General features: G+C 42.5%; 11 protein-coding genes. 4 read left to right on the top strand and 7 right to left on the bottom strand.

Annotation, left to right across the window (positions count from 1 at the left end):
* Window positions 1-28: 28 nt before the first annotated feature.
* From DFR58_RS04655 to DFR58_RS04645, 3 genes are all read right to left on the bottom strand, one after another.
* A complete protein-coding gene (locus DFR58_RS04655) occupies window positions 29-859 on the bottom strand; it encodes a carbohydrate ABC transporter permease (RefSeq protein WP_114296650.1) in 831 nt (276 codons plus the stop codon).
* A gap of 3 nt (window positions 860-862) precedes the next feature.
* Window positions 863-1,732 (bottom strand): carbohydrate ABC transporter permease, encoded by an 870-nt coding sequence (locus DFR58_RS04650; RefSeq protein ID WP_114296649.1) that lies wholly within the window; start codon window positions 1,730-1,732, stop codon window positions 863-865.
* A 76-nt stretch (window positions 1,733-1,808) separates the two neighbouring features.
* A complete protein-coding gene (locus tag DFR58_RS04645; protein ID WP_114296648.1) occupies window positions 1,809-3,173 on the bottom strand; it encodes an ABC transporter substrate-binding protein in 1,365 nt (454 codons plus the stop codon).
* Window positions 3,174-3,375: 202 nt separating this feature from the next.
* Here DFR58_RS04645 and DFR58_RS04640 point away from each other — a divergent pair, with 202 nt between their 5' ends.
* A complete protein-coding gene (locus tag DFR58_RS04640) occupies window positions 3,376-5,196 on the top strand; it encodes a cache domain-containing sensor histidine kinase (protein ID WP_114296647.1) in 1,821 nt (606 codons plus the stop codon).
* Complete coding sequence (locus tag DFR58_RS04635; protein WP_170138033.1) at window positions 5,189-6,751, top strand: response regulator; 1,563 nt, start codon at window positions 5,189-5,191, stop codon at window positions 6,749-6,751. Before DFR58_RS04640 ends, DFR58_RS04635 begins: the two co-directional genes overlap by 8 nt.
* 12 nt (window positions 6,752-6,763) lie before the next feature.
* On the opposite strand, the gene DFR58_RS04630 is transcribed toward DFR58_RS04635, so the two are convergent.
* Window positions 6,764-7,723 (bottom strand): GGDEF domain-containing response regulator, encoded by a 960-nt coding sequence (locus DFR58_RS04630; RefSeq protein ID WP_114296645.1) that lies wholly within the window; start codon window positions 7,721-7,723, stop codon window positions 6,764-6,766.
* A gap of 105 nt (window positions 7,724-7,828) precedes the next feature.
* Between DFR58_RS04630 and DFR58_RS04625 the strand changes: the two genes are divergently transcribed.
* Together DFR58_RS04625 and DFR58_RS04620 are read left to right on the top strand one after the other, a co-directional pair.
* Window positions 7,829-9,982 carry a Tex family protein gene (locus DFR58_RS04625; protein WP_114296644.1) on the top strand — a complete coding sequence of 718 codons (2,154 nt, stop codon included), beginning with the start codon at window positions 7,829-7,831 and terminating at the stop codon, window positions 9,980-9,982.
* A gap of 172 nt (window positions 9,983-10,154) precedes the next feature.
* Entirely contained in the window at window positions 10,155-10,952 is a 798-nt protein-coding gene (locus DFR58_RS04620; protein ID WP_114296643.1) for a hypothetical protein, read from the top strand.
* Window positions 10,953-11,179: 227 nt separating this feature from the next.
* Here DFR58_RS04620 and sleB read toward each other — a convergent pair whose 3' ends face one another.
* The 3 genes from sleB to DFR58_RS04605 form a co-directional block, all read right to left on the bottom strand.
* On the bottom strand, window positions 11,180-11,887 hold the full coding sequence (sleB, locus tag DFR58_RS04615) for a spore cortex-lytic enzyme (protein WP_479722724.1): 708 nt from the start codon (window positions 11,885-11,887) through the stop codon (window positions 11,180-11,182).
* Window positions 11,888-12,065: 178 nt separating this feature from the next.
* Window positions 12,066-12,410, bottom strand: coding sequence for a hypothetical protein (locus DFR58_RS04610; protein ID WP_114296641.1), 345 nt, complete (start codon window positions 12,408-12,410; stop codon window positions 12,066-12,068).
* Between the two features lie 16 nt (window positions 12,411-12,426).
* Entirely contained in the window at window positions 12,427-12,834 is a 408-nt protein-coding gene (locus DFR58_RS04605; RefSeq protein ID WP_114296640.1) for a hypothetical protein, read from the bottom strand.
* Between the last annotated feature and the right edge of the window lie 11 nt (window positions 12,835-12,845).

Here is a 12,845-nt window from a genome sequence, read left to right as displayed (position 1 = left end):
ACTTTAATTTATGCCGCCTCATGCCGCATTATCCCTTAACGGCGCCTGCGGTCATTCCGGCTATTACATATCTCTGGAAGAACAGATAAAGTATTACAACGGGAAGCGCGGTAAGCACCAAATCAGCAAAAACATAGTTCCAATTACTGAAATACTGCCCGAAAAAGTTATAAACGGTAAGAGGCATTGTCCATTTCGACGAGGAATTAAGGAAAAACAGAGGAATCATCAAATCATTCCACACCGACATGGAGAGTATAACAATTGTAGTGGCTATTACCGGCTTTAATAATGGCATAATAATTACAAAGACCATTTTTATGGGGCCCGCTCCATCAATAAAAGCCGCTTCATCCATTTCCCTCGGAATGGTTTTCATAAAGCTTGTCAGCATAAACACTGCCCACGGTATCTGCGTTGCGCTGAAAATCAGAATGACCCCCGAATAGGTTCCCATCAAATTCAGCACCTTTAAAAGCCCGAAGGTGGTTATAAGCTGCATGGGCGCTATCATTCCCATAAGAAAAATATTATATATTATTGACGAATATCTGCCGGTTCTTCTTGCTATAATAAAAGAACACATCACAGACACCAGAATAATCAAAGCAATTGAAAAAAATGTAATGAGAATGCTGTTTTTAGCGGCATTGATAAGACCGCCAGTTTTAATAACATGAATATAATTTTCAAAATGCCATTCAAGCGGCGGAATAATATTGAAATGCGCCGCTTCGGGGGCTGATTTTAAAGAACCGAAAAGTACTATTAGCAATGGTATCAGTACTACAAGGCTTATTACCCACATGATAATTTCTATAAGGATTTTATGCAGCTTTCTTAAAAACGCCTGATTCATGCTTCATTCCACCCCTCTTCTTGTAAGGTTATTACTGATGCTGGATATGATAAATATAGCTATAAACAGCATTATACCCATTGCTGAGGATCGTCCCAGCGTGCCTTCTCCAAAAGCCTTATACACATATGTGTTCAGTACCTGTGAAGCAAAGCCCGGGCCTCCTCCTGTCATGACAAAAACCGAATCAAACACTTTTAGTCCGCCTATTATGGCAATTGTCACGTTTACACTTATTGCCGGCTTTAAAAGAGGAAGCGTTATTTTAATAAACTGCTGTAACGAGCTTGCACCATCGATTCTTGCAGATTCATAATAATCACTGGAAATACTTTGGAGCCCGGCGATGAATATTGCCATTGTAAAGCCGCTCCATTTCCATATTTCGGCTACACAGGCGCAGTACAGGGCCGTTGTGCCGTTTCCCAGCCAGTCTGTCTGCAGGCCTGCCAGCCCTATGCCGGCCAGCATGTTGTTAAACATGCCGTCCATGCGGAATATGGATGAAAAGACAAGCCCTACAACAATATAGCTAAGAGCCGCGGGCAGATAAAATATTGTCCTTAAAATATTCCTTCCACGAAGCTGCATGTTTAAAACAACTGCGAGTGCCAGCCCCAGCAGAATTTTCATAAACGAAGTAATTATTGCGTAAACCAGAGTGTTTCTTGCCGATAAAATAAAGTATTCATCACCGAATATATATTTAAAATTCTCAAAACCAATAAACTTTGGCGTAAGCAGCCTGTCAATATTCCAATCATAAAAGCTTAATATAAATGCCGCCGCCACAGGCAGAATAAAAAACACACCAAATACTAAAATAGCCGGATATGTCAAATATTTTGGATACAAAAGATTCTTTGCTTTCATAATACTCCCCCTTAAATAAAGCAGGCCTTAAAAGCAAGGCCTGCTTTAAAAGTAATCCCAAAAGTATTTTTGTACCTTAGAATCCCGGCTGGTTCTTTTGCTTCATAAAATCTGAGTACTTTTTATCAAATTTTTGCAGAACGTTATCAGGCGTAGAGCTGCCCGCAACCATTTCAATATAATAATTCCAAAGGTCGCCGAAGCTGCCGCTGGCCGCTCCCATAGGGTCATTAATCTGATAGCAGTATTGGCCTGTTGTAATATAGGTGTCAACAAGAGCTTTTATATAAGGCAATACGTCTCCGCCATCAACATCGGTGAAACCGGGGAAGCCGGCATTTTTTTCCCAGAACATGTTCTGATACTTGGGCTGAGACCACAAATTTACAAACTTCTTTGCGTTTTCAACCTGCTTACCGTTCTTAGGAACAAATATTCCCTGAACATATGCCCCTGTTCCTATCATCAGCTTATCTTTGAACGGAATAATAAATGCTCCCAGCTCAGCATCAGGCCATTTTGACATTATGTCGGTTGCCGCCCATTCACCGTTAAGCATCATTGCTGCCTTGCCTGTTGCAACAGCCTCCTTTGCCATGTCATATGTCGCTGAAAGATTATCCTTGTTCACATAGCCCTTTTTGTACAAATCGTGATAATCGTTTAATATCTCTTTAAACTCAGGAATATCCGACCATTTCATTTCATTGGCAAGCAGCTTGTCCCATACCGCCTGATCGTTTGGACTTAATGCTATGGGAACCCCAAGCGTCATGAATATCTGAGTGGTCCAGCTATCCTTGTTGCTGGCATAGAAGGGGACGACCCCGTTGCCTTTTGTCTTGATGGTTTCAAGGATGTCGAGAAAATCTTTGTAGGTTTTGGGCTGTGGATCTTCTATTCCCACACTCTTCAAAACCTTTTTATTATAGTAGCAGGCACCGAAGAAGGAGGAGGATTCCCTTGGAAGAGCGTATATTTTGCCGTCATCCGGGTCCTTTACAAGCTTGGCGTTATTAAGCCTGGATACCCATGGCTCATTACTCAGATCCTCCATGTTTTTGGAGGCGCCAAGATCACTGCTGTTTTGTGTCGGGAAATTATAATCCAATACATCAGGAACCTCTCCTGAAGCCAATTTACTTTTAACCAGAGTTACATACTGGTCATCCGGCACTATCTGAAATTCCACTGTAATATTTTCATCCGCTTTAAGCTGTTCCGCCATGTCTTTTTCAACATCCTTGAATTTGGTAGTTGAAGTGAGATAGGCTATTGTGAGAGCCTTCTTGGAGTCATCTGTTTTTATCGGGGCATTGGTTGACTGGCTCTGGGTACCCTTGTTATCCGAGGTGCCTGATTGGCCACATGCGGCAGTTGATACAGTCATAAAAGCAGCAATTGTAATTGCAAGAGCTGTTTTCAGCTTAGACGAGTTCATTTCGTGTACCTCCTCTTTTTAATTCACTTGTTTGTATTCTATAAGCATATCCGGCGCGCCTTATATTTATATTATAAGCTTATTAAAAAATAAATAAATGTTTCAAATGAAAGAGAAGCATGTCTCATATTAAAAAATCAATATATGGGGCATTGCTATGATATAATAAGCGTAAGCATAACAATAAGGAGCTGCAGTGAAAATGTTTAACAGCCTCAAATTTCAGACAAAGCTTTTTATGTACTATTCAGTTGTTTTTATACTTATTGTTTCTTCGGCGTTGTTTTTTTTCTATATATATATATCCCAGATTACTCTTAGGCAGTCGGAGGAAAACTTGAACCAGCTGACTACAAGCACTATGAGTCAAATAGACAATTTTTTGCTTGACATGGACAGGACAACCCTCTATGTAATATCAAATCCAGTAGTGAAAGAGGTGTTTTCAGGCATTAAAAAAAGTGAGGAAGCCCAAAACTACTTTTCGGTAACTACCGAAGACAACAGGCAAATATCGGACACGCTTGCGTCAATATGCCTGGCAAATTTGCAGACTCCCTTCAGAACCAGCCTTTATAATGCAAACGGGGATTATATAAGCACGGGAATACGCGATAATTCAAACGCTATTGCAAAGCGCGTATACCATGAGGATTACGGCAAATGGTATACACAGCTCATTTCCGGGCCAGGCAAGGTAATTCTTCCTACGCATGATGATTTTTGGTCGGAAGACGCAAATATCAAAATGATCTCCGTTTTAAGACAAATTATTATACCGAGCAGCTATGAATCCTTTGGTATTGTTGAAACGCAAAAGCCTTACGACAGCCTTGAAAAGCTGCTAAAGCAAAATGACTCTCCCGGAAGAGGCATTTATCTCCTTACCGAAAGCGGGGACATTGTTTATCCTGTGTCTGCGGATTTTACCTCAAGTGACGCAGTATATTATCTGGATAGAATCAATACCGGCAAATCAGGCAATGCAGATGTCACGGGGCCCGTCACAAATAAGTCCGAGCTTATTTACTATACCAGATCGGATTACTCCGGCTGGACGCTTATTCTTGCGGAGCCTAAGGAAAATCTGCTAAAGCCTATACGGCTGACGGGAATGATTATTGTACTCACGGGGACGGGGCTTCTGTTCATTTCTCTTATATTTATATTTATACTTTCCAACAAGCTTACACGCCCTTTGAAAATACTGAGGAATTCTGTAAGACAGGTGACTCTCGACAATCTGTCAATGGATATTGCACAATCGGATGACAGCGATGAGATTATTGAATTAAATCATTTGTTTGACGGCATGTTTGCCCGGCTGAAGGACTCAATGAACGAGCTCGTTCAGACCAGGGCGCATGAAATGAAAGCGCATATGATAGCCCTCCAGTCACAGATGGATCCGCATTTTTTATATAACATGCTTTCGGTAATTAATGCAGACAGCCAGACAACAGGCTCGGAAAAAACCACGCAAATCTGTGTGCTGCTGTCCTCCATGCTCAGATACTCGACCTCCTACAATGACGACTTTTTACCCGTTGGTGATGAAATACGGCATGTAACAAATTACCTTAAGCTTATGAAGATAAGGTTTGAGTACAAGCTTGATTACGAAGTAGCTGTGGACGACAAGCTTTATCAGAAAAAGACAGATATACCAAAGCTGACACTTCAGCCGATAGTAGAAAACTGTTTTCACCACGGATTCAGGAGCATACAGCCTCCGTGGCATATTAAAATCAACGCCTTCTGCGGCGGCAGCACCTGGTATGTGGAGGTCTCCGATAACGGCGCAGGCTTTAGCGAGGACAAAATAAAGCGGATTTTTGAACAGGTTGATGAATTTGTCAAAAACCCTTATACCAGTATAAAGGATCTGAAGCTGGGGGGAATGGGACTTATAAATACTATTGTACGGCTCCGGCTATTATATAAAGAGGATATGATTTTTAAAATAGAGCAAAATGCCGGGGGAGGGACAAAGATTACGCTGGGAGGGCCTATATATGATTAAGGTTATGGTTGTTGAAGACGAACCCCCTATTTTAAGAAGTATTTGCAGCATTATTGAAGCTGTAAATCATGAATTTAAGGTCATCGCAATGGCGGACAGCGGTTCTGACGCAATAAGAATGCTTGAGACAGACATACCGGATGTGCTTTTCACAGATATTCAGATGTCGGTTGTTGACGGCTTGGCGCTTATACAGCACATCCGTGACAAAGACCTTGATATAAAGGTGGTAATATTAAGCGGCTACAGTGAGTTCAATTATGCCCGGTCTGCAATGGCTCTCGGCGTAGAGGATTATCTTTTAAAGCCTTTGGACAGGAGTGAGCTGTCGGTTCTCCTAAGCAAGCTGGCAAATGATATTAACGGCAAGAGAAATAAGCGTCAAAGGGAATTTTTCAATTCAGTAATTGAAAATAGGATTGTCTCTACGGAAGGGGATTCATGCATTTCCTCCAAAGGCTATCTGCTTTTAATGCTTTTTTGCGCGGGTTCCTTTCCCACCTATTCTCTTGATTATTATTCTCCCAGAAGGGTTTTCTGGGAGAATACCGATTTGGAAAAATTAATGCTGAAATTTTTGCACAGCGATGAGAGTTGTTTTGCTTTCAAGGGAACCACGGGCGCTGAAAGAGTTGCTGTATTGACGCTGAAGGACTCTTCGGACGACCGGGCGAAGTATATTGCGGCTTCCGCGCTGGAAGAGCTGAATAAACTGTACGGCTGCATAAACATAGGAATCAGCCCCTATATAGAAAAAATTGAAACGGCAGGCGGTATTTTAAACGATCTCAGGACACAATTAAATAAGAAAATGGTATTTGCCAAATCGCAGATATTCAAGACCGCTTCCTCCGCTCAAAGCCTTGATGCTTTAAAACCCGATATGCCTGTTATGGACACTGTCAATCAAAAAAGAATACTGAAATGCGCCGAAAGCGGCAGCATCTCGTCTTTAAAAAATGAGCTTTTAAACCTGTTTCAGCAGTGGGAGGCATCAAGCTTTTTGCAGATCTGGGTTGAAAAGCTGGTGAAGGATGTAGTGTTTCTGTGCTTGGGAGGGCTTGGGCTATCTAACTCCTTTAATTCTACAGACCTTGAATTGCAGATAAATGAAGCTGTATCAAATTCAAATAACTATAAAGAGCTTTTTATAAATGTATGGTACATTTTCGAGGAGATGTTCCAGATAAAATTAAAAGCTGGATATTCCAATGAAAGTATTGAACTGCTGATGGAGAAGGTAGACATGTACATTGCCGGAAATCTGACAGAGCAGATAAACAACCAGTTGTTATCGGAAAAATTCGGGCTTGTCCCCTCTTACTTAAGTAAGCTTTTCCGCAAGCACAAGGGCATGTCGCCAGCCGATTATCTGTTTCACCTCCGCATAGAAAAGGCAAAGGAAGTTATCGAGGGCCAGCCCGACATACTGACAAAGGATATTGCCGCAATTACAGGCTTTTGTGATCCTTTCCATTTCAGCAAGGTCTTTAAAAGAAAAACAGGCATGTCTCCCAGTGAGTATAAAAGCCTTGTCGGCAAAAAAAGGGAATAATAGCCGAAAGGCTTACAGAATAAACACCTCGACCCTGTTGCGGCCCTTGAATTTTGCCTTATAAAGAGCCATATCCGCTTCCTTAATCAGCTTATTCATAATAATGTCTGTTTTTGTCCCCTGCTTTAAAGCCATGCTTCTTATTCCCAGGCTTATTGTTATATGTATACTGTGGTCTCCGCATATAAAGGTATTGCTGTCTATATTGCTCCTTATTCTCTCAGAGATTTTTCTTGCGCCCGAGGCTTCGGTGATGGGGCACACAATTAGGAACTCCTCTCCGCCATATCTTGCCACTATATCCGACTCTCTGACTGAGTGCTTTATAATCTTTGAGGCATCCCGAATTACACAGTCGCCTGTCTGATGCCCGTAGGTGTCGTTAATCGTTTTAAAAAAATCTATGTCTGCCATAATAAAGGATATCGGCTCACCGGATCTTATTGAGCGCGCAAGGGTTATGTGCAGGCTGCCTGCTATATAGTTCCTGTTATACAGTCCTGTTAATGTATCGGTAAGAGCCATTTTTTTGAGAGCCGTATTCCTTGCCGTCAGCTTTTTAACCTTTTCCTTAAGCTCGTTGTGCCTGCCCCGGGTCTTCAGATGGACGTTAATGCGCGAGGTAAGCTCACGGAAGCTGAAGGGCTTCAATATATAATCGCTTGCGCCCCATGCAAAGGCATAGGTTTTTGCATCAATATCATTTGACGAGGACAATACTATTATTGGAATGCCATATGGCCTTGCGGCATTGCTTATTTCCGGCATCAGGCCTTTGCCGTTTTCATCCTCCATAAGAATGTCTATTATTATTATATCGGGCAGGGAGGAAGACATAAGCTCACGGGCAGCGTCGGGAGTGCAGGCGAAGGAGGTTGTGTAGCCTATTCCGCTTAGGTGCCGGGAAAGCTTTCCTGCCGGGATAGAGTGGGGATCTATCACAAGTATGTGTGTTTCTTTATTTTTCAGCATAAAACCCTCCGTTATACCGGCTTTAAGATTTTATAAACGAGGCATCTTCTATATTATTGGGATAAAGTGTATAATATATACCAATAAGCTTATTTCGGAGGATATATGTCGGATATTATTTCACAATTGATACAGGAATTCAAGCTCAAGCCGCTTCAGGTTCAAAATACTGTAAGGCTTATAGACGAAGGGAATACAATACCTTTTATAGCGCGTTACCGTAAGGAAGCCACGGGAGAGCTGAACGATCAGGTTCTAAGAGAGCTTTATGAGAGGCTTATGTACTTAAGAAGCCTCAATGAGAGAAGAGAGGATGCCAAAAGGCTGATAGACGAGCAGGGGAAGCTTACGCCGGAGCTTTCCGCCGCATTGGATAAATGCTGTACCTTGCAGGAGATTGAGGATATTTACAGGCCCTTCAGGCCCAAAAGAAGGACAAGGGCCACAATTGCAAAGGAGAAGGGCTTAGAGCCTCTTGCAAATATTATTTACCTTCAGAGCATATTTAAGGGAAGCATAGAAGCCGTTGCGGAGCCTTTTGTAGACCCCGCGAAGCAGGTGTGTACAATTGGGGAGGCGTTGGATGGGGCAAAGGATATAATAGCGGAAAATACTTCAGACAATGCTGAGTACAGAAAAGCTGTGAGGGGAATGTTTTTCAGGCATGGTATGCTTTCCTCAAAGGCGAAGAAGGAAGAGGATTCGGTATACAGGATGTACTATGACTTTAAAGAGCCGCTGGCGAAAATTGCGGCGCACAGGGTACTGGCTGTCAACAGAGGGGAAAAGGAGGAGTACCTTCAGGCGGGAATAGATGTACCCGACGAGCGCATCATAGACTTTCTGAAAGCACAGACCGTTAAAAGCCCCCGCGCCATTACCTCAAAATATGTCGAGGAGGCGGTGGAGGATTGCTATAAGCGGCTAATGGGGCCATCCATAGAGAGAGAGGTAAGAAATGAGCTGACTGAGCGTGCCGGGGAGCAGGCGATGAAGGTATTTGCCGTCAATTTGAAAAACCTCCTGCTGCAGCCTCCCGTAAAGGGAAGAGTGGTGTTAGGGCTTGACCCCGCTTACAGGACGGGCTGCAAAATAGGCGTTGTTGACGATACCGGGAAGGTTCTGGAAACCACCGTTGTTTATCCCACTCCTCCGGAGAACAAGGTGGAGGAAGCAAAAAAGGTATTGAAGGGGCTCATAAGCAGGCACGGTGTTGACATCATATCCATAGGAAACGGGACAGCGTCGAAGGAATCGGAAATATTTGTAGCGGAATTGATTAAAGAGATAGATAGGGAAGTATACTATATGGTGGTGAGTGAAGCGGGCGCGTCTGTTTATTCGGCATCGAAGCTGGCAGCGGAGGAATTCCCCGAGTTTGATGTTGCATTAAGAAGTGCCGTTTCAATCGCCAGAAGGCTTTTAGATCCTCTTGCCGAGCTTGTTAAGATAGATCCTAGAGCCATAGGGGTGGGGCAGTACCAGCACGACATGAATCAGAAAAGGCTGGGAGAGTCTCTGGGCAATGTTGTAGAGGATTGCGTAAACAGTGTGGGAATTGATTTAAATACGGCATCCGCATCCCTTTTGTCATATGTATCGGGGATCAATTCGGCAATCGCTAAAAATATCATAGAGTTCAGGGAGCTTAACGGAAGGTTTAAGAGCAGGAAGGAAATACGTGAGGTAAAGAAGCTTGGAAATAAAGCATTTGAGCAGTGTGCAGGATTCCTAAGGGTTCCCGGAGGGGAAAACATATTAGACAATACCTCTGTACACCCAGAGTCCTATGCCGCGGCAAAAAGCCTTTTGCAAATAATGGGCTATACCTTAAATGACGTTAGAGATAGGAAGCTGGGGGATCTTAAAAATCAGGTTTTGAAAAAGGGGCTGCAAAATGTTGCCGAGCAGGCGGGGGTGGGAGTGCCTACACTGCTTGACATAATAGACGAGCTTCTAAAGCCCGGAAGAGATCCTAGAGATGAGCTTCCCAAGCCCATGCTTATGGCGGATGTGCTGCATCTGGAGGATTTGAGAAAGGGAATGGTGCTGACGGGGACAGTAAGAAATGTCGCGGACTTTGGAGCTTTTGTGGACATCGGTGTTCATCAGGACGGGCTTGTGCATATATCCGAGCTGTGCGACAGATTTATACGAAGCCCGATGGAGGTTGTGGCGGTAGGAGACATTGTCAGGGTAAGGGTATTGGAGGTGGATGCCGCAAGAAAGAGGATATCGCTCAGTATGAAGGGAATATAGGCGGATGCATTTCGTGTCGATATTTACACCATAATTAGAGTGTGCTATAATTACCACTGGGCTTAAGTCTGAATTCAGAAAAGCCGTATATAATCATTTTAAGAAGGAAGGTGGTTTTACGAAAGCCTTCGGGAAAACCATACGCGTTATACTGAGCAGGCCTCTGATTATTGTGTTTTTCAGTATAATCGCATTTGTATACTGTATTATAGACAATTTTAACCCCTTGGCCAATATACTTTTAAAGTGGAGCACCTTGAGCGGAGGAGACATATTTCAAAGCATAGTTATAATGCTTCAGATAGTGCTTAAGGCAGTCATGAATGTTCAGGGCATTATTCTGCTGGCGGCTTTTCTTGTAGCGGTTTCCATTTGCATAGCAATAATTTTTTCGGGATATTTCGGAATGGTTAACAATGCCCTTGAGGGGAGGCCTAAGGAGAAGGGGGAGTTTACCTCGGGAATAAAAAGATTCTTTTTTCGCATATTTCTTATGTCATTCGTATTCCTGTTCCTTGCCGTTGTGTTTGTTGTTTTTATACTTGTTGCCTCAGTACCCGCAATGGTTATAACAAATGCCGCGCTTTCAGGAAGTCAGGAGCTTTTAATTACCGCGATCGCTATTGATTTTATAACGATAAGCGTTGTGTTTTTAGGATTCATGTTCTTTCGTACATACATGTCGTTTTGGTATCCGGCTGCAATGACTTATGGAGCAAAGGCATTTATAATGGGAAAGCGTACGGCGGACAGGTATTTCTGGGGTCTGGTTTCCAGGTTTATTGCTTTTGATATTATTTTCATTTTATTTCAATTGATTATTATGGGCATAAGCGGAACAATCGCAGCTCTTATAATAAAGTGGATTTTCTATACGGCGTTTTTCTCAGTTCTAATTACATATGTATTTGCCGCGTTTAAGATACTTTCTGTGAAGAATACAAGACCTTTAAAGGAGGAGCCGGCTTGATAAGCCGTCTCCTCTTGTCATAGATATGCAGCGATAAAGATTTTACATGGAGGATATAACTTGCTGGAAGAAATTTTTTTGACCCGTAAGGAATACATCTAAGAAAAGCGCCTGATGACATACCCGTGAGACATTTCCCCTCAAGGCGTCTTTTCGTTGCTATTAAAAATTTCTGTAATCAATTATATCCTCTATGCTTGTAAAATCTTTATCGCGTCCTATATGGACTATTTTGCGAAGTTGTGTTTTCCTATTTTTACAATTATTTGCCTTGTCCATATCCAATTGCTGGTTGCTGTGGAGGGATTGTAATAATAAATACAGCCGTATGAGGGGTCCCATCCGTTTAATGCGTCTCTGGCCGCTTTACGCGACGAGTCGTCGGGCTCTAAATTTATCTGCCCGTCCGCAACGGCATCAAAGGCTCCCGGCTGATATATTACTCCCGATATGGTTTTGGGAAACCGGCTGTCTCTTATTCTGTTCATTACAACCGCCGCAACGGCTACCTTGCCTGTATACGGCTCACCCCTTGCTTCACCGTGGATTAGGTGGGCAAGAAGCTTTACATCGCTGCTTTTCCAATTTGCTGCGGACGATTCGGCTTCACCTGTAGGCAGGCCAAGAGCTGAAAGAGTTTCAGGACCGGCAACGCCGTCCACCTCTAATTTATTTTTATATTGGAAGTCCCGCACCGCCGTATAGGTCTGATACCCATATATTCCGTCTACCGCTCCATTGTAATACCCCCAGTTCTTTAGCTTTGACTGGATGTTTTTTACCTCCTGCCCGCTTGACCCGTAGTATGAAAGGGCAGCCCTGCTGTAGCCGTACAAATTTGTTACACCATTCCCGTAAAGTGCTGTTCCGCAAAGCAGAATTGTAACCGCAAGAACTAAAAAACATGATAACAGCTTCGTCTTTTGCAAATTAATCCTCCTTAAATAACCTGCTTTCTTAAGAAAAAAGCAAAGTACTGTTTAGAGCAACGTATATTTTATAGAAATATTTTTTGTTATTTGAAGCAAAATATTCATGCATTTTAAAAAGAGAAATAAAATAGAGGCTTAGAAAAAGCCCCCGTATTGTATAATGTGACGCTAAAATTTGGAATTAGACAAAAAGTATGTAAATAAGTATGAGTAAAAGAAACTCGTCCTCTATTCCATTCAGTCCTTCGGAAATAAGAAGGAAAATAAGTCCTATAAGAATTATTTCCTCCAGACGGATGCTCTCTATAATATTCATCAGAGAAAATTTGCCTTTTCCGCGGCTGCTGTTATCATTGGCATCAGGGATTTCCTTTTCGTTGGGCAGGGGAATGTCCTTATTCTTTTCAAAGGATTCCTTTATTATTGTGTTAACAGTTTTATCATTTTCAGGTACTCTATAATTGTCTGAAAGAGAGCCTGAATATGTATATTTCTTATTATATAGCGGTTTTTTGCGGTAAGGCATTACCCTTCTTCCCCCTTTATAAAGAACTTTTATCAGATCCTTCCATAAGTCTTGTAAGGCCGGTCATCTGGATCATTCTTATACAGGTCCCCAGCTTTTGTTGTCTCTTGCTGCTTAGAAAGGGCTTTACTGCCGTAAGCAGATTAACTCTGGGATCATTTGTGCTGTTTAAGCGATCCATTATCGTTTTTACTTTTCTCAGCATTTCTATATTTTCGTCCATGTCACTTCTTTCCCTGCTTTGCTCTTTTGAAGAGGCGACGGGCGAATCCTCGTCAGACGAATTGCTTTTTCTTTCCTGACTCTGGCCTTGGCCTGCGCTGCCTGCCAGGAGGTTAATAATTCCCTTTACGTTATCGGGCATGTTCTCCTGTCCCAGCATTTCAGCTATTTCCTTTATCTTTTTACTCATATCATCACTCATTGATTACGCCT

The sequence above is a fragment of the Anaerobacterium chartisolvens genome (assembly GCF_003337415.1).
GTDB classification, from domain to species: Bacteria; Bacillota; Clostridia; order Acetivibrionales; family DSM-27016; genus Anaerobacterium; species Anaerobacterium chartisolvens.
The sequence above is the reverse complement of the archived record's forward strand: the minus strand, read 5'-3'. Positions and strand labels throughout refer to the sequence as shown.